The organism is Cryptosporangium sp. NPDC051539, from assembly GCF_044454545.1.
Classification (GTDB): domain Bacteria; phylum Actinomycetota; class Actinomycetes; order Mycobacteriales; family Cryptosporangiaceae; genus Cryptosporangium.
The window spans coordinates 447,846-469,200 of sequence record NZ_JBITDV010000007.1; the positions used below are offsets into that span (position 1 = coordinate 447,846).

General features: G+C 70.1%; 15 protein-coding genes. 10 read left to right on the forward strand and 5 right to left on the reverse strand.

Annotation, left to right across the window (positions count from 1 at the left end):
* The first annotated feature begins 133 nt into the window (after positions 1-133).
* From meaB to ACIBZJ_RS24045, 8 genes are all read left to right on the forward strand, one after another.
* Complete coding sequence (gene meaB / locus ACIBZJ_RS24010; RefSeq protein WP_395933102.1) at positions 134-1,123, forward strand: methylmalonyl Co-A mutase-associated GTPase MeaB; 990 nt, start codon at positions 134-136, stop codon at positions 1,121-1,123.
* A 10-nt stretch (positions 1,124-1,133) separates the two neighbouring features.
* Positions 1,134-1,565 carry a DUF6313 family protein gene (locus tag ACIBZJ_RS24015; RefSeq protein WP_395933104.1) on the forward strand — a complete coding sequence of 144 codons (432 nt, stop codon included), beginning with the start codon at positions 1,134-1,136 and terminating at the stop codon, positions 1,563-1,565.
* On the forward strand, positions 1,558-1,899 hold the full coding sequence (locus ACIBZJ_RS24020; protein ID WP_395933106.1) for a hypothetical protein: 342 nt from the start codon (positions 1,558-1,560) through the stop codon (positions 1,897-1,899). Before ACIBZJ_RS24015 ends, ACIBZJ_RS24020 begins: the two co-directional genes overlap by 8 nt.
* Before the next feature lie 10 nt (positions 1,900-1,909).
* Positions 1,910-2,722, forward strand: coding sequence for a pentapeptide repeat-containing protein (locus ACIBZJ_RS24025; protein ID WP_395933108.1), 813 nt, complete (start codon positions 1,910-1,912; stop codon positions 2,720-2,722).
* Between the two features lie 52 nt (positions 2,723-2,774).
* A complete protein-coding gene (locus ACIBZJ_RS24030) occupies positions 2,775-3,104 on the forward strand; it encodes a DUF3817 domain-containing protein (protein ID WP_395933110.1) in 330 nt (109 codons plus the stop codon).
* Positions 3,105-3,120: 16 nt separating this feature from the next.
* Positions 3,121-3,543 (forward strand): hypothetical protein, encoded by a 423-nt coding sequence (locus tag ACIBZJ_RS24035; protein ID WP_395933112.1) that lies wholly within the window; start codon positions 3,121-3,123, stop codon positions 3,541-3,543.
* Positions 3,544-3,569: 26 nt separating this feature from the next.
* Complete coding sequence (gene trxA, locus ACIBZJ_RS24040; protein ID WP_395933114.1) at positions 3,570-4,493, forward strand: thioredoxin; 924 nt, start codon at positions 3,570-3,572, stop codon at positions 4,491-4,493.
* A 189-nt stretch (positions 4,494-4,682) separates the two neighbouring features.
* On the forward strand, positions 4,683-9,692 hold the full coding sequence (locus ACIBZJ_RS24045; RefSeq protein WP_395933117.1) for an NAD-glutamate dehydrogenase: 5,010 nt from the start codon (positions 4,683-4,685) through the stop codon (positions 9,690-9,692).
* Positions 9,693-9,760: 68 nt separating this feature from the next.
* Here ACIBZJ_RS24045 and ACIBZJ_RS24050 read toward each other — a convergent pair whose 3' ends face one another.
* The 5 genes from ACIBZJ_RS24050 to ACIBZJ_RS24070 all read right to left on the reverse strand — a co-directional run bounded on the left by ACIBZJ_RS24050 (position 9,761) and on the right by ACIBZJ_RS24070 (position 17,833).
* Positions 9,761-9,967, reverse strand: a complete 207-nt coding sequence (locus ACIBZJ_RS24050; RefSeq protein WP_142705173.1) for a hypothetical protein — start codon at positions 9,965-9,967, stop codon at positions 9,761-9,763.
* Between the two features lie 171 nt (positions 9,968-10,138).
* The gene (glgB, locus tag ACIBZJ_RS24055) at positions 10,139-12,550 is read right to left on the reverse strand and encodes a 1,4-alpha-glucan branching protein GlgB (RefSeq protein ID WP_395933119.1); all 2,412 of its coding nucleotides are present in this window, start codon (positions 12,548-12,550) and stop codon (positions 10,139-10,141) included.
* A gap of 26 nt (positions 12,551-12,576) precedes the next feature.
* Positions 12,577-13,977, reverse strand: a complete 1,401-nt coding sequence (locus ACIBZJ_RS24060; RefSeq protein ID WP_395933121.1) for an aminoglycoside phosphotransferase — start codon at positions 13,975-13,977, stop codon at positions 12,577-12,579.
* 58 nt (positions 13,978-14,035) lie between these two features.
* Entirely contained in the window at positions 14,036-15,850 is a 1,815-nt protein-coding gene (gene treS, locus ACIBZJ_RS24065; protein ID WP_395933123.1) for a maltose alpha-D-glucosyltransferase, read from the reverse strand.
* A 9-nt stretch (positions 15,851-15,859) separates the two neighbouring features.
* Positions 15,860-17,833, reverse strand: a complete 1,974-nt coding sequence (locus ACIBZJ_RS24070; protein WP_395933125.1) for an alpha-1,4-glucan--maltose-1-phosphate maltosyltransferase — start codon at positions 17,831-17,833, stop codon at positions 15,860-15,862.
* A 208-nt stretch (positions 17,834-18,041) separates the two neighbouring features.
* Here ACIBZJ_RS24070 and glgP point away from each other — a divergent pair, with 208 nt between their 5' ends.
* Together glgP and ACIBZJ_RS24080 are read left to right on the forward strand one after the other, a co-directional pair.
* The gene (gene glgP / locus ACIBZJ_RS24075; RefSeq protein ID WP_395933127.1) at positions 18,042-20,603 is read left to right on the forward strand and encodes an alpha-glucan family phosphorylase; all 2,562 of its coding nucleotides are present in this window, start codon (positions 18,042-18,044) and stop codon (positions 20,601-20,603) included.
* 25 nt (positions 20,604-20,628) lie between these two features.
* Positions 20,629-21,333, forward strand: a complete 705-nt coding sequence (locus ACIBZJ_RS24080; protein ID WP_395933129.1) for a hypothetical protein — start codon at positions 20,629-20,631, stop codon at positions 21,331-21,333.
* Positions 21,334-21,355: the final 22 nt, after the last annotated feature.

Consider the following 21,355-nt stretch of genomic DNA (forward strand, 5'->3'; position numbering starts at 1 on the left):
AGCGCGTTTCCTTGAGATACCAAGGCCGAGGTCTCGGCGTCGGGCCGCTCGACTGTCAGACTCGCCCTCAGCGGGCTCCGGCGCCGTAGCAGGTACAAAAGCCAGTGGCTTTTCCGGACGGAGGACGGTCGGCTTGCGGTCCAGTCGGCGCGATGCGGACGTCCCGGCGCTGGTCGAGGCAGCTCGGGGTGGGTCGGCGCGGGCGGTGGCCCGGCTGGTGAGCATGGTCGAGGACGGCCACCCGGGGCTGCGGGAGGTGGCGGCAGGACTGGCTCCGCACACCGGGCGCGCCTACGTGGTCGGGCTGACCGGGTCGCCCGGCGTCGGGAAGTCGACCAGCACGAACGCGCTGGTCTCGGCGCTGCGCCGCCGGGAGCGACGGGTCGGCGTGCTGGCGGTCGACCCGTCCTCGCCGTTCTCCGGGGGAGCGCTGCTCGGCGACCGGATCCGGATGGAGGAACACGCCACCGATCCCGGGGTGTTCATCCGCTCGATCGCCTCCCGCGGGCAGCTCGGCGGGCTGTCGTTCGGGACCCCGCAGGCGATCCGCGTGCTGGACGGCGCCGGCTGCGACGTGATCCTCGTCGAGACCGTCGGCGTCGGGCAGGCCGAGATCGAGATCGCCTCGCTCGCCGACACGACGATCGTGCTGCTCGCGCCGGGCATGGGCGACGGGATCCAGGCCGCGAAGGCCGGCATCCTCGAGATCGCCGACGTGTACGTCGTCAACAAGGCCGACCGGGACGGCGCGGACACGACCGTGCGCGACCTGCAGGGCATGCTCGGGCTGGCCGGACGCTACGGCGTCGACCCGGACGACCGCTGGCGACCGCCGATCGTCAAAACGATCGCCTCACGGGGCGAGGGCGCCGACGACGTGCTGGCGGCGATCGACGCACACCGCGAATGGCTGGAGAAGACCGGCGGTCTCCGGGACCGCCGCCGCGCCAGGGCCGCCCGGGAGGTCGAGGCGATCGCGATCGCCGAACTGCGCGCGCGGATCGGCGGCCTCCACGGTGGCTCCACTCCCGACTCGCTCGCCGACCAGGTCCTCGACGGCGAACTCGACCCCTATTCGGCGGCCGACCGTTTGTTGCGCGAATCCGCTCGCGAAACCCACTAGCGTTCAGTGCATGGCCGACGTGCCGGCGGACTTCCCCGCGGTGACCGCCGTCGCGCGCGAGCGACGGCGGGAACTGCTGCGCCGGTGGTGGCGCTCGCAGGGCCACCAGCGCAACCTGCGGTACTGGTTATTCTTCCGCGGGCTGCCGGTGCTCTCGGCGCTCGTGGTGCTCTACGTGGTCACCGGGTTCGTGGTCGGCTGGCGGGACGCGTACGACGTCAGCCTCGGTATCGAGTCACCGGCCGAGACGTCGGCACCGGTCCTGGCCTGGTTCCTCTCGGTGGCCGGCTGGCTGGTGATGCCCGGCGTCGCCGGTGCGGTCGCCGGCTACGTGGTGAGCGACTCGATCGGCTCCCGCCGGTCACGCTCCCTGACCGACTCGTTCCCCCAGATCAACAAAGACGATCTGCGCGAGATCCTGCGAGAACTCGACGATGAGTGAGCTCATCCCGTTGCTCTGGGAACTCGGAGAGCAACAGTCCAACGGCAACCGCCGCAGCTTCGTGGCGCTCCCGCCGCCGGTCACCGGCTGGCCGGGCGTGCCGACGGAGTTCGTCCCGTCGTTCGTCGGACTGCACAATGGACCACGAACCGCCCAGGAACATTGGGAAATCGTGGTCGCCCGAGTGCTCGACACCGACGTCGTCAAACCCAATGTGTCCGGAGAACTCGCGATTCGTCGAGCAGTTCGTGCTTCCGCGCTACTCTTGAACAAGATGGCCGGACTCGGGCGCTGCCCGATCTGCCCGCAGCCCGCGTTGACGAGCTCCCACTGAGGAGGCGGCGATGGCACCTCCCGAGCACCTGCGGGGTAGCTTCCGCGAGCTGAGCCGCGAACTGTTCGACGCGGCTTTCCCCGAGGCCCGGCACGGCTGGGTCGATCAGCAGGTCGCCACCGCCGTTCTCGAAATCGGCACCTCACTCGACGTCCGCCTGTTGCCGTCCGACGCCGATCTGCGCGCGGGCCGGCTCGACGGCATCGACCTGCGCGGCGCTGACTTGCGCGACGCGCAGCTCGAGAAGGCCGAGCTGACCGGCGTCGACCTCCGGGAGACCTGCCTGGCCCGGGCCGACCTGAGGGGTGCGGCGCTCCGCGGCGCGAACCTGCGGTCGGCCAACCTGCGCTCCGCCCGCCTGGCCGACGCCGACCTGGTCCGCGCCCAGTTGCGGCGGGCCGACCTGGTGGCGGCCGACCTGGCCGGTGCCGACCTGCGGGAGGCCGATCTCGGTCTGGCCGAGCTCGTCGGTGCCGACGCCGCCCGGGCACGCTTCGACGGCGCGACGCTCCCGGGGGCCGACCTGTCGAACGCCTCGCTGGTCGAGGCGAGCCTGGCCGACGCGAAGCTGCGCCGGGTCGTGCTCGACCAGGCCACGCTCACCGGGGCCGACCTCCGGAACGCCGACCTCACCGCGGCCGTGCTCACCGGCGCCGTGCTGGCCGACGCCGATCTCACCGATGCGGAGCTGTCCGGCGTCGTGTGGTCGGCCGAGACGCGCTGGCCGCTCGCACTCTCGGCGTCGATCCGCTCCCGCTCCGAACGGATCGGTCCCGGCGCTTTCCGGGTCCGTCCGGCCGCGAGCACACGCATCCCGGCCTGACCCGGTCGCCCGCGCGGCCGCCGCGCCACTCGATCGTCTACGCTATGTCGTCATGTCGACGGCATCGAGCACCACGTTCCGCCTGTTCCGCCTCGCGGCCTTCGCCGAGGCCCTGTCCTGGACCGGGCTCCTGATCGGGATGGTCTTCAAGTACCTGATCGTCGAGAACGAGATCGGGGTCAAGATCTTCGGACCGATCCACGGCGCGCTCTTCATCCTCTACGTGGTCTCGGTACTGCTGACCCGTCCGGTCGCGGGCTGGAGCACCCGGGCGACGTTCGTCGGGCTGCTGGCGTCGATCCCGCCGCTGGGGACGCTGGTCTTCGAACGCTGGGCGGTCAAGAAGGCAGCCGAGCAGCCACTGGAGCCGGTTGCGATCTGACGGTTGGATCGAAGGCGTGCAGACGTATGCGACGAGCAGGCACGCCGAGCTCGCGGCCTGGGCCGACCGGACGACCCGTCAGTTCGTCCACCGCTCGGGCGGCCCGCGGGCTCCCGAGCCGTCGATCCGGTGGTCGGCCCACCTCGACGCGTCCGTGCTCTGGTATTTGGAACAACTGCACCCCGACCATGACTTCTGGTCGCTGATCCTGCTGGCCGAGTCGCGCATCAGCCTCGACCTCGACGACACCTACGCGTTCCTCCGGGAGGTCAGGATCGGCGCCGAGCAGTTCGACGCGGGGCCGAGCCGGGTCGCGGTGGTCGAGTCGCTGGACGACCTTTTCGGCAATCCGCGGCCGTGGGATGAGGCGCTCGGACTCACCCGCGCGCTCTTCGCCGAGCTGTCGAGGGACTACCTGCAGGCACACCGTCGGCAATGACGTTCCGGGAGTGGAAGACTAGGGACATGCGACAGCCGAATCCCCGCATGACGGCCGCCTCGCTGGCCGGCGCCGTCGACCTTTCCGCACTGCGTTCCACTCCGCCCGCGGCTGCGCCGGCCGGTGGCGGACCGGCAGGAGCAGCCGGAACGGACGCGCCGCCGTCGAGCGACTCGCCCTACGTCATCGACGTCGACGAAGCCTCGTTCCAGGCCGAGATCCTGCAGCGCTCGCTGCAGACCCCGGTCGTGATCGACTTCTGGGCCGAATGGTGCCAGCCCTGTAAACAGCTCTCCCCGGTGCTCGAGAAGCTCGCGATCGAGGCCGACGGAGCGTTCGTCCTGGCCAAGATCGACATCGACGCCAACCCGCGACTGGCGCAGGCGTTCCGCGTCCAGAGCATTCCGTTCGTGATGGCGATCGCGAACGGGCAGCCGGTCGACGCGTTCGCCGGCGTGCAGCCGGAGGCCAACCTCCGCCAGTGGCTGGCGGCGATCCTGCAGGCGGCCGGAGGGGAGGCCCCCGAGCTGCCTGCCGACCCCCGCCTGACCGACGCGGACGACAAGCTGCAGTCCGGTGACCTCGACGGGGCGGAGGCCGCCTACCGGGCGATGCTCGCCGAGACGCCGAACGACCAGAACGCGACCAGCGGCATCGCCCAGATCGGCCTGATGCGCCGGCTGGAGAACGTGACCGACGGTCGCGCGGTGCTGGCCGCCGCCGAGGCGGCGCCGACCGACATCGACGCCCAGACGCAGGCCGCCGACGTCGAGTTCGTGTCCGGGCTGGCCGAACAGGCGTTCCAGCGTCTGATCGCGCTGATCCGCCGAACGGCGGGTGATGATCGCAACAGGGTACGGACCCATCTGCTCGATCTGTTCGCGATCGCTCCTCCCGACGACCCCATGGTCGCCAAGGCGCGCCGCGACCTGACCAGCGCACTGTTCTGAGAAAGCCCGTTCATCCGGGGCCACGCGAACCCGCGTGGCCCCGGTTTTTCGTACGCGGTGCCGGGTCACCGCGGACCCGAACCGGATGCTGCCACGGGTTAGGGTGACCGCTGACACCCACGGGTAACCGGGCGTCACCGTCCGAGGGCACCCGTGTGTGGTTCGCAGTGTCGCGACGAGGGAGCGTAAATGGAGCGGCGTGCGCTGTCCGCCCGGCAGGCGGACGACCCAGGCCTGGAAGCACTGGTCGACCCCCAGCTGGGCCTCGACCCCAGCGACCCCAGCGACCCCAGCGACCTCCTCGCCTCGGTCGACGAAGTGGAAGCCCACAAGGACGCGCTGATCGCGAAGTCCGCGGCGACCACCGACGACCCGATGGTCGCGGCCCTGTTGCCGGTCTACTACCGGTACGTGGGGGCCGAGGAGCTGCTGAACCGGTCGCCGGCCGACCTGATCGCGGCGACGGTGTCGCACCGGGAGCTGGCCCAGGAACGGGCCCGCGGCGAGCTCAAGCTGCAGGTGCGGACGCCGACCACCGACACCGGCTGGTGCGGCGGGCACACGGTGATCGAGCTGGTCACCGACGACATGCCGTTCCTGGTCGACTCGGTCACCGCCGAGCTGGCCCGGCACGAGCTCGGCGTCCACCTGCTCGTCCACCCGCAGATGGTCGTCGTCCGCGACGAAGCGGGTGTGCTGACCGAGGTGCGCCCGGTGGGCGACCCGGACGCTCCGGTGGCCGGTGAGGTCGTCGAGTCGTGGATGCACATCGAGATCGACCGGCGGCCGAACCGCGGCGCCGAGGAGCAGCTGAAGACCGACCTCGGCCGGGTCCTGGACGACGTCCGGGCCGCGGTGACCGACTGGGACGAGATGCGCGGCCGCGCGCTCACGATCGCCGACGGGCTGACCCACAAGGCGCTGCCGGTACCGGACAAGGACGTGACCGACGCCCGGGAGCTGCTGCGCTGGCTCGCCGACGACCACTTCACGTTCCTCGGTTACCGGGAGTACTCGCTCGAGGGCGAAGACCGCGCTCTCGTCGCCGTACCCGGCACCGGGCTGGGCATCCTGCGCGAGGGCCCGAGCCGGGGCCGGCGGCTGGCCGACATGCCCGACGAGGTCCGCGCCAACGTCCTCGCGAAGCGCCTGCTGATCATCACCAAGGCCAACTCCCGCTCGACCGTGCACCGCCCGGCCTATCTCGACTACGTGGGCTTCAAGACGTTCGACGCCGACGGCAACGTCACCGGTGAACGGCGCTTCCTCGGGCTGTTCTCGTCCGCGGCCTACCTGGACAGCGTCCGGGCGCTGCCGGTCATCTCGCGCAAGGTCGACGAGGTGCTGGCCCGCTCCGGACTCTCGCGCAGCAGCCACTCCGGCAAGGACCTGCTGCAGATCCTCGAGACGTACCCGCGCGACGAGCTGTTCCAGATCGCCACCAGCGAGCTGTTCGAGACCACGATGGCGGTGCTGCGGCTGGGCGGGCGGCGCCGGTTGCGTCTGTTCGTCCGCCGGGACGCCTACGGGCGCTTCATCTCGTGCGTCGTGTACCTGCCCCGCGACCGGTACACCACCCAGAACCGCCTTCGCATGCAAGACCTCCTGATGGATGCACTGCACGGCGTCGGCGTCGACTACACGACCCGGGTCACCGAGTCCGTGCTCGCCCGGGTGAAGTTCGTCGTCCGCACCGACCCGAACACCTCGGTCGGCCCGATCGACGTCGACGCGCTGCAGCAGCGGCTGACCGACGCGACCCGCAGCTGGGACGACGAGTTCGCGTCCGAGATCCGCCGGGAGATCGGCGAGGAGCAGGCCGGGCGGCTGCTGCGCCGGTACGGCAACGCGTTCAACGCCGCTTACCAGGCCGAACACTCGCCGGCCGAGGCGGTCGAAGACCTGTCCCGGATCGAGGTGCTCGAGGAAGACGGCGACCTCGGCGTCAGCCTCTACCGCACCGCCGACCGCGGCCTGCGGTTCACGGTCTACCGGCTCGGTGACGCGATGGCGCTCTCCGACGTGCTGCCGGTGCTGCACTCGCTCGGCGTCGAGGTGGTGGACGAGCGGCCGTACCGGGTGCAGCGCACCGACGACAAGCCGACCTGGGTCTACGACTTCGGGCTGCGCGTCCGGTCGGGCAGCGACGTGCCGCAGATCGGCGGGCCGATCGGGCGGGCGATGACCGAGTCCGGTCCGGCGGCGGCGCCCGGCCCGGTCGACGTCCGCCGGGTGCACTCGGCGATGGAGAACGCGTTCGCCGCCTGCTGGCGGGGCGAGTGCGAGGTCGACGGGTTCAACGCGCTGGTGGTCTCGGCCGGGCTGGCCTGGGACGAGGTCGTCGTCCTCCGGGCCTACGCGAAGTACCTCCGGCAGGCCGGCAGCCGCTGGTCGCAGGAGTACGTCGAGCGGGTGCTGGCCGAGAACCCGCAGATCGCCCGGATGCTCGTCGATCTGTTCACGTCGCGGTTCGACCCGCACTTCCGGGGTGACGACGACGCCAGGGCCGCCGCTTGCGACGCGCTGCTGGTGAGCCTGACCGAGGCGCTGGACGCGGTGCAGAGCCTGGACGCCGACCGTATCCTGCGCAGCGTCCTCACGCTGATCACCGCCACGCTGCGCACGAACCACTTCCAGCGTGGCAAGACCGGGCGGCACAAGCCGTACCTGAGCCTGAAGATCGACCCCCGCGCGGTGCCCGACCTGCCCGCGCCGCGTCCGAAGTTCGAGATCTTCGTGTACTCGCCCCGGGTCGAGGGCGTCCACCTGCGGTTCGGCGCGGTCGCCCGCGGTGGCCTGCGCTGGTCCGACCGGCGCGAGGACTTCCGTACCGAGATCCTCGGCCTGGTCAAGGCGCAGATGGTCAAGAACACCGTGATCGTGCCGGTGGGTTCCAAGGGCGGGTTCGTGGTCAAGAACCCGCCGCCGGCCGGCGACCGCGACGCGCTGATGGCCGAGGGCATCGACTGCTACCGGACGTTCATCCGGGGGCTCCTCGACGTCACCGACAACCTGAAGGACGGCCAGACCGTCGTGCCGCCGGTCGACGTCGTCCGGCACGACGGGGACGACTCGTACCTGGTCGTGGCGGCCGACAAGGGCACCGCGACGTTCTCCGACATCGCCAACGAGGTCGCCGCCGAGTACGGCTTCTGGCTCGGCGACGCGTTCGCGTCCGGCGGCTCGGTCGGGTACGACCACAAGGCCATGGGCATCACCGCCCGGGGCGCCTGGGAGTCGGTGAAGCGGCACTTCCTCGAGCTCGGGCTCGACACCCAGACCGAGGACTTCACGGTCGTCGGCGTCGGCGACATGTCCGGTGACGTCTTCGGCAACGGCATGCTGCTCTCCGAGCACATCCGTCTGGTGGCCGCGTTCGACCACCGGCACATCTTCGTCGACCCGACCCCGGATGCCGCGACCGGCTTCGCCGAGCGGCGGCGGATGTTCGACCTGCCCCGGTCGAGCTGGGCCGACTACTCCGCCGACCTGATCTCGGCCGGCGGCGGAGTGTTCCCCCGGTCGGCCAAGGCGATCGACGTGACGCCGGAGATGCGGACGGCGCTGGGGCTGCCCGACACCGCGACCCGGCTGAGCCCGGCCGAACTGATGCGGGCGATCCTGCTCGCCCCGGTCGACCTGCTCTGGAACGGCGGCATCGGCACCTACGTCAAGGCGTCGGACGAGACGCAGGCCGACGCCGGCGACAAGTCCAACGACGCGGTGCGGGTCAACGGCAAGCAGCTGCGTGCGCGGGTCGTTGGCGAGGGCGGCAACCTCGGCCTGACCCAGAAGGGCCGGATCGAATACGCGCTGGCGGGCGGCCGCGTCAACACCGACGCGATCGACAACTCGGCCGGGGTCGACACGTCCGACCACGAGGTCAACATCAAGATCCTGCTCAACCAGGCCGTGCACGAGGGCGAACTCGACACCGAGGCGAGGAACACGCTCCTCGCCGAGATGACCGACGAGGTCGCCGAGCTCGTCCTGGCCGACAACTACAACCAGAACGAGGCCCTGTCGCTGGCCCGGCACCTCGCCCCGCGCCTGTTCGGCGTCCACCGGCGGCTGATGTCCGAGCTGGAGCGGGCCGGCCGTCTCGACCGCGCACTGGAGTTCATGCCGGACGACGAGACGGCCGCGACGCGAGAAGCGCTCACCTCGCCCGAGCTCTCGGTGCTGCTGGCCTACGTCAAGATCGGGCTGGCCGACGACATCCTCGCCGGGACGGTGCCCGACGACCCGTGGTGCCGCCCGATCCTGCGTGACTACTTCCCGACCGCGCTGCGCGACCGGTATGCACGGTATGCCGAGACCCACCCGCTGCGGCGGGAGATCATCACGACCGCCGTCGTGAACGAGGTGGTCAACCACGGCGGCATCTCGTTCGTGTACCGCGCGGTGGAGGAGACCGGTGCGACCCCGGCCGACATCGTCCGGGCGTACGTCGTGATCAGGGAGATCTGCGGGCTGGGCGAGCTGTGGACGGCCGCCGACGAGCTCGACGTCTCGGTGCCCGCCGGTGCTCAGACCGCGGTGATGGTGCAGGCCCGCCGGGTGCTCGACCGTGGTGTCCGCTGGCTGCTGCAGAGCCGTAGCGGAGCGCTCGACGTCGAGGCCGAGATCGCCCGGCTGAAGCCGGGAATGGACGAGCTGACCGCGGAGATGGGCAGCCTGATGCTCGGCCGGGAGGCCGACCGGTACCGGGGGTTCGTGCGGAGCCTCGAAGAAGAGGGTGTGCCCGCCGATCTCGCCGACCGGGTCACCGCCGCGCTCTACGGGTTCGGCCTGCTCGACGTCGTGGAGCTCGCGCACCACACCGAACTGTCCGGACGCGACCTGGCGAAGTTGTACTACACGCTGTCCGAGCGGTTCCGGGTGGACGAGATGCTCGACCGGATCTCGGCGCTCCCGCGGGCCGACCGCTGGCAGGCGCTGGCCCGGCTCGCGCTGCGCTACGACCTCTACAGCGCGCTCGACAGCCTCACCCGCGAGGTGCTGCGCCGGGTGCCGGGGGAGATGACGGCTCAGGAGCGGGTCGACCGCTGGGCGGACGCGAACGCCGACACGATCAGCCGGGCCCTGACGACGCTCGGGCTGCTGGCCGAAGACGCCCCGTCCGATCTCGCGACGCTCACGGTCGTGCTGCGTCAGATCCGGGCCGTGGTCCGGGCGTCGTCCGCCCACACCGGCTGAGGGCGGCTCGGGCGGTCTTGCCGCAGAAGGGGTCCCTGGCGATGCCAGGGACCCCTTCTGTCAGCCGCTCAGAGCAGTTCTTCGTCTTCCTCAGGGAAGTAGTAGTAGAGCGTCACGTGCGGACGGTTGGCGCCGGCCTCGAGGTCGTAGTGCAGCAGCACGTCCATCACGCCGATGGGGCCGTCGGTCTCCATCTCCTCGATGGTCGCCGCGGCTGCCCTCAGCAGGTCAGGTATCCGGTCCTGACCCGGTCCCTCGGGCAAGGCGATATTCACGTGACGGCATTGGAAGCCGTGGTGGATCCGATCGTGTGCCATCGCCTGTGATCATGCCGTGTAGGTAGGGGATGTCTGCAACCGGCTCCGGAGAGTCGGTGCGGAGGTAATTCGCGTCCTGCTCACAAAGGTGACTTTCCGTCCTGAGTTTTCGTGGGGAAGGTGCGGAACCTAGTCTTCCTCGGTGCGCGGCCCACGGCCAGAAGCGTCCGCGCCGGGGACAACAGCGCCTGGATCGTCAGCCCCGGGAACGTCAGCCCCGGGAACGTCGTCCTTGCCCGGGTCGCGTCCGGCGGCGGCCCCCGGGCCGCTCTCGGCGGCCGCGCCGCTCTTCGGGGCGGGCACCACGATCGTCTCGATCGACACCGCGGGGGCGGGCGGCTCGACGGCGGAGGCCGACGGGCGCAGCCAGATGACGCCCATCGGCGGCAGCGTCACCGACGCCGACGCGGGCTCTCCGTGCCACGGTGCCGCCTCGGCCACGACCGCGCCGAGGTTGCCGACCCCGGAGCCGCCGTAGGTGTCGGCGTCGGTGTTCACGACCTCGTCCCAGGTCCCGATCCGCGGCAGGCCGACCCGGTAGTCGTAGTGCGGGTGACCGGCGAAGTTCGCGATGCAGGCCAGCACCGACCCGTCCGCGCCGTGGCGCAGGAACGAGAACACGTTGCTCGACGCGTCGTTCGCGTCGATCCACGAGAACCCGGCCGGATCGACGTCCTGGGTGTAGAGCGCCGGGCTCTCCCGGTAGACCCGGTTGAGGTCACCGACGAGCTTCTGGACGCCCGCGTGGTCGGGGTTGTCGAGCGTCCACCAGTCCAGCGAGCGGTCTTGCGACCACTCGCCTTCCTGCGCGAGCTCGCCGCCCATGAACAGGAGCTGCTTGCCGGGGTGCGCCCACATGTAGGCGTAGAGCGCACGCAGTTGCGCCAGTTTGCGCCAGCGGTCGCCGGGCATCTTCCCGTAGAGCGAGCCCTTGCCGTGCACGACCTCGTCGTGCGAGAGCGGCAGGACGAAGTTCTCGCTCCACGCGTAGACGAGCGAGAACGTCATCTGGTGGTGGTGGTACTGGCGGTGCACCGGATCACGGCTCAGGTAGTCGAGCGTGTCGTGCATCCAGCCCATGTTCCACTTGAAACCGAAGCCGAGACCGCCGACGTGGGTCGGACGGCTCACGCCCGGCCACGACGTGGACTCCTCCGCCACCATCATCGTGCCGGGGTGGTGCCGGTAGACGGTGGCGTTGAGCTCCTGGAGGAACTTCACCGAGTCGAGGTTCTCGCGGCCGCCGTACTCGTTCGGCAGCCACTCACCCTCCTTGCGCGAGTAGTCCAGGTAGAGCATCGAGGCCACCGCGTCGACCCGGAGGCCGTCGACGTGGAACTCCTCGAGCCAGTAGAGCGCGTTGGCGACCAGGAAGTTGCGCACCTCGTTGCGGCCGACGTCGAAGACGTACGTGCCCCAGTCGGGGTGCTCGCCCCGGCGCGGGTCGGCCGGCTCGTAGAGCGGCGTCCCGTCGAAGCGGGCCAGCGCGAACGCGTCCTTGGGGAAGTGGGCGGGCACCCAGTCGACGAGGACGCCGACCCCGGCGGCGTGCAGCCGGTCGACCAGGTAACGGAAGTCGTCCGGCACGCCGTACCGCGACGTCGGAGCGTAGTAGCCGGTGACCTGGTAGCCCCACGAGCCGCCGAACGGGTGCTCGGCGACCGGCAGGAACTCGACGTGGGTGAAGCCGAGCTCGGTGACGTACGCGACCAGCTCGTCGGCGAGCTGCCGGTACGAGAGCCCCTGTTTCCACGAGCCCAGGTGCACCTCGTAGACGCTGACCGGCTTGGCGTGCCAGCCGCCCTGGTCGCGCTCGGCCACCCACTCGGCGTCGGTCCACTCGAACGACGACTCGGTGACGACGCTGGCGGTGGCCGGCGGTACCTCGGTGGCGTAGGCGAGCGGGTCGGCCTTCTCCCGCCAGTGCCCGTCCGGGCCGAGGATCTGGAACTTGTACCGGGCCCCCACGCCCACGTCCGGGACGAACAGCTCCCAGACGCCGCTGGAGCCCATCGAGCGCATCGGCAGCGCCCGGCCGTCCCAGAACGTGAAGTCACCGGTCACCCGGACACCACGGGCGTTCGGGGCCCACACCGCGAAGCTGACGCCGGAGACCATGCCGCTGGGCGTCCCGTAGTGGCGGAGATGGGCACCCAGGACGTCCCAGAGGCGCTCGTGGCGTCCTTCGGCGATCAGGTGCAGGTCGACCTCGCCGAGCGTCGGCAGCCAGCGGTACGGGTCGTCGACGAGGTGCGCGCCGTGGCCGGGGCCGTGGTCGTACCGGACCTCGAGCCGGTAGTCCGGCGGCTGCTCGCCGAAGTCGACGGCGAAGACTCCGCCGTCGTGGATCCGGGTCATCTCCCGGCGTTCGTCCCCCGACTGCAGCGTGACGGCTGCGGCGTCCGGCCTCAGCGTCCGCACCACCCAGCCGCCGTTCTCGAGGCGGTGGACGCCGAGGATCCCGTGGGGGTTGTGGTGTTCCCCGCGGATGAGCTGGTCCAGCTCGATCCGGCTCACTGACATGTCGGGCTGAATGGTCATGACCTCTCGGTTTCCCGGTGGTTTCGCTAGCTGGTCGCGAGTCTGGCGATCGAGCGCAGGGGGATGTCGACCCAGCTCGGGCGGTTGTCGTACTCGTAGGCCACCTCGTACACGGCCTTGTCGAGCTCCAGAGCCCGGAGCAGCGCCGGGTTGGCCTCCGGGTCGGCGAGCGTCACGCCGTCCTTGGAGTAACCCTCGATGAACGCGGCCCGGTTGCGGTCGGCCCACTCGACGACACGCTCGTCGACCGACGGGTCGATCTCCTCCGCCTCCACGTTGCCGACGAGCAGGTGGTGCGCGGCGTAGTCGAACGACCGGAGCATCCCGGCGACGTCACGCAGCGGAGACATCATCGCGACCCGCTCGGGCAGCGGGCGGGCGGGCTCGCCCTCGAAGTCGATCAGCACCCAGCCGGTGAGCGTCCGCAGCACCTGGCCCAGGTGCAGGTCGCCGTGGATGCGCTGGACGATGACCGGCTCGCCGTGGTCGGCGACGCGGGCGAACACCCGGCGGATGGCGGGCTCGAACGGTGCCAGCCCACCGACCCTGCGCAGCACGGCGTCGAGCCGGGCGTTCATCCCGGCGACGACGCTGTCCAGGCGGTCGACCGGCACCACCTCGGTGCCCAGCGCCGTGACCAGGTCGCGGTGCACCGCAGCGACCGCCTGACCGAGGCGGCAGGCCTCGGTCGAGAAGTCGCTACCGAGCTCGGTGATCGGGGTCTCGGGCTCGTTGATCAGGTCGCGCACCGACGCCGTGGCCATCGCCCAGCCGTCGGCGCAGTTCGCGAAGAACCGCTGCAGCAGCCCATAGGTGACCGGGGCGTCCTGCAGCTCGCCCTCGATCGCGCCGTACAGCTCGGCGATGTGCTCGCTGCCGACGCTGCGCAGCGCCCGGTGCAGCTCGAGGTCGGGGCTGACGCCGCGGTCGAGCTTGCGGAACAGCTTCATGATGTATTCGTCGCCGAACACGACCGAGGTGTTGCTCTGCTCGGCCGAGATCGGGCGGCTGGCCAGGTCGGTGTCGATCTCGGCGCCCGGCTCGTGCCGGAACCGCACACCACTGACGTCCTTGTTGGCCGCGATCAGGTCACGGATCTCGCCGGTCAGATCGAGGTCGTGGGCGGCGTCGTAGGCGGTGAGGCCGGGCTCGACGTCGCCGATGCGGGCGTGATCGAGCCGCTCGGGCAGGTCTCGGCGCAGGCCGACGAGCAGCTGGTACCGCTCCACCCGCCCGCCGGAGGCGACCCCGACCACCACGTGGTCGAGGCGGGGGCCGCCGGCCGTCAGGTCGTCGAACCAGGTGTCGGCCTTCACGACCGACACGTCGTCGATGTGGCTCTGCTTGTCGCCGAACCACCGTTGTTTCGGCAGCCACGAGGAGAGCAGGCCGGTGAGGGCTTCGGCGTGCGCGACCAACGTTGTCATCCGATACCTCCCGTGCGGTTCCCGGTTGTCCGCGCGCTCGGTGGACTCACCACGTCGCCTAGCCGCGCTCTTCGTGCGGGGTGAGCTGGAACCAGTAGAAGCCGTGGCCGGGCAGCGTGAGCAGGTAAGGCAGCTCGCCGATGGGCGGGAAGTGCACCCGCCCGGTGAGCTCCACCGGCGTGCAGCCGCGGAACCGCCCGAGGTCCAGCTCGACCGGCTGGGGGAACCGCGACAGGTTGTTTACGCATATCACTACGTCGTGTTCCCCTTCTGGCGTGACGTACTCACGTACGTAGGCCAGAACGGTGGGGTTTGACCCGCCGAGGTCGGTGAACGTTCCGAGTGGGAACGCGGGGTGCTGCTGCCGGATCTCGATCATCCGGCGCGTCCAGTGCAGCAGCGACGCACTGGCGCCGAGCTGGGCCTCGACGTTCGTCACCTGGTAGCCGTAGATCGGGTCCATGATGACCGGCAGGTAGATCCGGCCCGGGTCGCAGACCGAGAAGCCCGCGTTGCGGTCGGGCGTCCACTGCATCGGGGTGCGGACGCCGTCCCGGTCACCCAGCCAGATGTTGTCGCCCATCCCGATCTCGTCGCCGTAGTACAGCACCGGCGAGCCGGGCAGCGAGAGCAGCATCGCGGTGAACAGCTCGATCTGGTTGCGGTCGTTGTCGAGCAGCGGAGCGAGCCGGCGCCGGATGCCGACGTTCGCGCGCATCCGCGGGTCCTTGGCGTACTCCGTGTACATGTAGTCGCGCTCTTCGTCGGTCACCATCTCGAGCGTGAGCTCGTCGTGGTTGCGCAGGAAGATGCCCCACTGCGCGCCCTCGGGGATGTCTGGCGTCTGAGCCAGGATCTCCGAGATCGGGAACCGCGACTGGCGGCGGACCGCCATGAAGATGCGCGGCATCAGCGGGAAGTGGAACGCCATGTGGCACTCGTCGCCGCCGACCGAGGGGTCACCGAAGTACTCGACGACGTCGGCCGGCCACTGGTTCGCCTCGGCGAGCAGCACGCGGCCGGGGTACTCGTCCTCGATCGTCTTGCGGCACCGCTTGAGGAACTCGTGGGTGCGCGGTAGGTTCTCGCAGTTCGTGCCCTCTTCCTCGAAGAGGTAGGGCACCGCGTCCAGCCGGAAACCGTCGATCCCGAGGTCGAGCCAGAACCGCAGGACGTCGAGCATGGCCTCCTGGACGGCCTCGTTCTCGAAGTTCAGGTCGGGCTGGTGGCTGAAGAACCGGTGCCAGTAGAACTGCCCGCGCACCGGGTCGTACGTCCAGTTCGACGACTCGGTGTCGATGAAGATGATCCGGGCGTCGGCGTACTTGGAGTCGTCGTCGCTCCAGACGTAGAAGTCGCCGTACGGACCCTCCGGGTCGCGCCGGGATTCCTGGAACCACAGGTGCTGGTCGGACGTGTGGTTCATGACCAGGTCGGTGATGACGCGGATGCCGCGCTTGTGTGCCTCGTCCAGCAGCGTCACGAAGTTCTCGACCGTGCCGAACTCCGGCAGCACCGCGCGGAAGTCGCTGATGTCGTAGCCGCCGTCGCGCAACGGTGAGTCGTAGAACGGCGGCAGCCAGATGCAGTCGATGCCGAGCCAGGCCAGGTAGTCCAGTTTGGCGGTGAGGCCGTCGAGGTCACCGGTGCCGTCGCCGGACGAGTCGTAGAACGCCCGTACGAGGGCCTCGTAGAAGACCGCGCGCTTGAACCAGTCCGGATCGAGCGGCATCTGCCGCGCGTGCTTGAAGCTTTCGGACTGGGGTTCGACGAGATGCCCGTCGGCCGTGTGCTGGTGCGCCGCGGCTTCGTCGACGGCGCGCTCCAGAGTGTGAGCACGGAGTCTGGGCGGGTGAGGCAGTGAGATGGTCATGTGGCGCCCTCAGGACGTCTGGCTGTGGATCGTGAAAACGTGCGCGACCTGCTGGTACGGGTCGAGTCGGACGGCGTTGTGCTGTCCCCAGTCGAAGCTTGCCCCGGTGAGCTCGTCGACTACCCGGAACCGGTCATGCCAGTCGAGCCCGAGCGCGGGCATGTCGAGCGCGGTGTTGCCCCAGTGGGTGTTGTGTGCGTCGAGCGTGCACACCACGAGGACCGTGTCGTTGCCCAGCTGCTTGGAGAAACACAAAATCGCGTCGTTGTCGACGTGGTGGAAACGGAGGTTCCGGAGCCTCTGCAGCGCCGGATGAGCACGGCGCAACTCGTTGAGCCGACCCAGGAACGGCGCCAGCGTACGCCCTTCCGCTTCGGCCTGCTTCCAGTCCCGGGGACGGAGCTGGTACTTCTCCGAATCCAGGTATTCCTCCGACCCCGGACGCACGGCGACGTGCTCGTAGAGCTCGAAACCGGAGTAGACGCCCCAGGTCGGCGACATCATGCTGGCCAGCACCGCGCGGATCGCGAACATCGCCGGACCGCCGTACTGCAGCGACGCGTGCAGGATGTCGGGCGTATTCACGAAGAAGTTGGGGCGCATGTAGTGCCCGCTCTCGACCAGCTCGCGGCCGTACTCCTCGATCTCCCACTTGGCGGTGCGCCAGGTGAAGTACGTGTACGACTGGGTGAAGCCGATCTTCGCCAGATGCTGCATCATCGCCGGCCGGGTGAACGCCTCGGCCAGGAACAGCACGTCCGGGTGGACCTTCTTGACCTCCCAGATCAGCCAGTGCCAGAAGTCGGTCGGCTTGGTGTGCGGGTTGTCGACCCGGAAGATCTTCACGCCGTGCTCGACCCAGAGCAACGTCACGCGGAGCATCTCCGCGTAGATGCCGTTCCGGTCGTTGTCGAAGTTCAGCGGATAGATGTCCTGGTACTTCTTCGGCGGGTTCTCGGCGTAGGCGATCGTGCCGTCGGGCAGCGTCGTGAACCACTCCGGGTGCTCGGTGACCCAGGGGTGGTCGGGCGCGCACTGCAGCGCGAGGTCGAGCGCGACCTCCATGCCCAGCTCGCGGGTGCGGGCCACGAACGCGTCGAAGTCGTCGAACGTCCCCAGTTGGGGGTGGATCGAGTCGTGTCCGCCCTCGGAGGCGCCGATGGCCCACGGAGAACCGACGTCGTCGGGCGTCGGGGTGAGCGTGTTGTTCTTGCCCTTGCGGTTCACCCGGCCGATCGGGTGGATCGGCGGCAGGTAGACGACGTCGAAGTTCATGTCGGCGATGGCCGGCAGGCGACGCGACGCGGTGCGGAACGTGCCGTGCACCGGCGGGCTGACCGCGTCCGAACCCGCGTCCGGGACGACGGCGCCCTCCGAGCGGGGGAAGAACTCGTACCAGGAGCCGTACAGCGCGCGCTCGCGGTCGACCCACACGCTGAACGCGGGGGACCGGGTCACCAGGTCACGCACCGGGCGCTCGGCCATCGCCGCAGAGAGCGCGAGCCCGGGCTCGACCCGCTCGGCCAGCGGTTTCGTGGTGTCGCGGAGCGCCGCCGCGGCCTCGAAGAGCTCGTCGCGGCGCTGGCGCGGGGCGAATCGGCCGGCCTTGAGGAGGAGCCGGGCGCCGGTCTCCAGGTCGTTGGCGAGTTCGACCGCCGACTGGCCGGCCGCGATCTTGACCTCCACCGCGTGGTGCCAGGTCTCGAACGGATCGCCCCAGGCCTCGACGACGAACGTCCACCGCCCGGGGGCGTCCGGCACCACGGACGCGTGCCAGCGGTCGTTCTCGCCTTTCACCATCGGGGTGAACGGTGTTCGACGCCCATCGGGCGCGGTCCACACCACATTCGCCCCGACGGCATCGTGTCCCTCGCGGAACACCGTGGCAGAGACGGGCATGAGCTCACCCACGACGGCGCGTGCTGGATACAAACCAGCGGACACGACGGGGGTGATGTCTTCGATCGCGAAGCGTCCGGTCATCAAGGCCTACCGTATCGAGTCAGAGGGACGGTCGCGGTGACGGTCCAGGGGGCTCGCGGCGCACCCCGTCCGCAGGGCCCCCCAAGCATGTTCGCCGGAGTCCCTGCAGAGGTATAGCCGCCCGGACCTGAAAATACTTGCGGGACACGGACGCAATGTTCGCGCCCGTGACACGGGAACCGACCCGAGCGTCGGTAGGGTGCGGCCCGTGAGAGCCCTACGTCGTTTTACCGTGCGGGCCAAGCTGCCCGAACCGCTGGCCCCGCTCGGTGAGCTGGTGATGAATTTGCGGTGGTCGTGGAACCCGCCCACGGTCGATCTTTTCGCTTCCGTGGATCCCAGAGTCTGGGAGCAGGTGCGCCAGGATCCGGTCCGGCTACTGGGAGAGGTCTCCGGTCAGCGACTGGAGTCGCTCGCCGCCGACCCGGACTTCCTCGGCCGCCTCCATGCCACGCACGCGGATTTGAAGCGCTACCTCACCGAGCCCCGCTGGTACCAGGAGCAAGCCCAGGCCGGAGCAGACGCCGGGAAGCCGCTGCCCGCGTCGATCGCGTACTTCTCCCCGGAGTTCGGCATCGCCGAAGTGTTGCCGCAGTACTCCGGCGGTCTGGGGATCCTGGCCGGCGACCACCTCAAAGCAGCCAGTGACCTCGGTGCCCCGATCGTCGGGGTGGGCCTGCTGTATCGATCCGGATACTTCAGTCAGGCCCTCACCGCGGACGGCTGGCAGGCCGAGCACTATCCGCCGCTGGACCCGCACGGCCTGCCGTTGCAGCGCCTGACCGGCGCCGACGGTGCGCCGCTGCGGATCTCGGTCGACCTGCCCGAGCACCGGGTGCTGCACGCGCACATCTGGAAGGCGCAGTGCGGCCGGGTCCCGCTGCTGCTGCTCGACTCCGACATCGAAGACAACGCGCCGACCGAGCGCGCCGTCACCGACCGCCTGTACGGCGGCGGTGCCGACCACCGGCTGCTGCAGGAGATCCTGCTCGGCATCGGTGGCGTCCGGGCGCTGCGCGCGTACGCCGAGCTGTCCGGTGAGACCGCGCCCGAGGTCTTCCACACCAACGAGGGTCACGCCGGCTTCCTCGGCGTCGAGCGGATCCGCGAGCTCGTCGAAGGCGCCGGACTGACGTTCGACCAGGCGTTGCACGCGGTGCGCGCGGGGACGGTGTTCACCACGCACACGCCGGTGCCGGCCGGCATCGACCGGTTCTCCCGCGACCTGATCGCGCACGTGTTCGGTGCGGGCATCCTGTCGGGCGTCCAGGGGGTGCCGATCGAGCGTCTGCTCGCGCTGGGTGCCGAGGACGACCCGGGTGTGTTCAACATGGCCCACATGGGCCTGCGGCTGGGTCAGCGCGCCAACGGCGTCAGCAAGCTGCACGGGATCGTCAGCCGGGACATGTTCAAGGGTCTCTGGCCGGGCTTCGAGTCGAACGAGGTGCCGATCACCTCGGTGACCAACGGCGTCCACGCCCCGACCTGGGTCGCGCGGGAGACCGCGGCACTCGGCCCCGGCGGGATCGACGACGACCTCTGGGCCGCGATCGGCCAGACGCCGAACAAGCAGCTCTGGGAGACCCGCCGGGCACTGCGCGCGAAGCTGGTCGACGAGATCCGCCGCCGGTTGCGGGCGTCGTCACTGCGCCGCGGGCACACCGAAGCCGAGCTCGGCTGGGTCGACTCGGTGTTCGATCCGGACGTGCTGACGATCGGGTTCGCCCGCCGGGTGCCCTCGTACAAGCGCCTGACGCTGATGCTGCGCGACCCCGACCGTCTCCGCTCGCTGCTGCTGGACCCCGAGCGTCCGCTCCAGATCGTCATCGCGGGCAAGAGCCACCCGGCGGACGAGGGCGGCAAGATGCTGATCCAGCAGATGGTGCGGTTCACCGACGACCCGGCGGTGCGCAACCGGATCGTGTTCCTGCCCGACTACGACATCGGCATGGCCCGGTACCTGTACTGGGGCTGCGACGTCTGGCTGAACAACCCGCTGCGTCCGCTCGAGGCCTGCGGGACGTCCGGCATGAAGGCGTCGCTCAACGGCGGCCTGAACCTGTCCATCCGGGACGGGTGGTGGGACGAGATGTACGACGGCGAGAACGGGTGGGCGATCCCCACCGCCGACGGCGTCCTCGACCCGGACCGGCGCGACGACCTGGAGGCGGCGGCGTTCTACGACCTGCTGACCACCCACGTCCGGACGCTGTTCTACGACCGCGGCGAAGACGGCGCCCCGGCGCGCTGGCTGGAGATGGTGCGGCACACGCTCAGCTCGCTCGGCCCGAAGCTCACCGCGACGCGGATGGTGGCCGAGTACGTCGAGCGGCTGTACGCGCCGGCCGCACGCAGCTCGGCCCGGGTGCTCGCGGATCACTTCGCGGGCGCGCGCGAGCTGGCCGAGTGGCGTGCGAACGTCGCCGAGCACTGGACCGGCGTCAAGGTGGCGCACGTCGAGTCGTCCGGCATCGGCGACACGCCCGAGCTGGGCGCGACCGTCAACATCCGGGCCGAGGTCAATCTTGGTGGGCTGGCGCCGGAAGCCGTGGCCGTGCAGGCCTGCTACGGCACTGTGGACTCCGACGACGTGCTGCACGAGATCAACACCGTTCCCATGCGTGCGCTGGGCAATGGCGGCGACACCTATCGGTACGAAGCCGATATTCCGCTGGAGCAGGCTGGTCCGTTCGGGTATACCGTCCGGGTCCTCCCGCACCACGAGTTGCTGACCGATCCGGTCGAGCTCGGGCTAGTCACGACCGCCTGAACCGGTTCTGGCCCATAATCCGAGCATGGCGTTTGCAGGTGGTGCCGGTCGGTCCGCCACGGAGTCCTCGGAACCCGTGGCGGACCGGCCGAGCGGCGAGCCCGAGCTGAGGATCCTCGACGACCAGTTGCGCATCGTCGACTCGAAGATCCAGCAGCACCGGCGGCGGATGCGGGCCGCGATCGACGTGTTCGGCCTGCTCGGTTTCGGGCTCGCGTTCGTCGGTCTGATCGTCGTCGCGAGCCTGGCCGCGGTCTCGTTCGCGTCCGGCGAGTCCGGGGTCGGCATGCTGTTCAGCGCGCTGACCGTGGTCGCGCTGCCGATCGTCGGCATCGCGGCCTGGCACGCGTTCGGCGGCCTGTGGTCGCTCTCCCAGGAGTTGCGCGAACTGCGGCGGCGGCAGTCCGAGCTGTACAACCAGATCTCCCGGGCCGAGGCGGCCGCGCCGGTCGACGCCACCCGGGTGGATCAGACCAGGGTCGACGGCGCGCCGGTCGACACCGGGCCGCCGTCCGGGCTCGGCGGTTTCATGGGCGGGCTCGGCCGGGGCGCGCCGCGGGTCGCCCTGCGTGAGCCTCCGGCAGGCAACAGCCCCGACGGCTTCCGCGAGATCACCGATCAGAACCGCGGCATCTTCGGCCGGACGGCCGCACTCTGGTTACTCGTCGGGGCCGGGATCCTGTTCCTGATCTTCATCGTCGGCGTGGCCCTGGGCACCGCCAGCACCTGACCGCGGCACGGCCGGTCCGCCG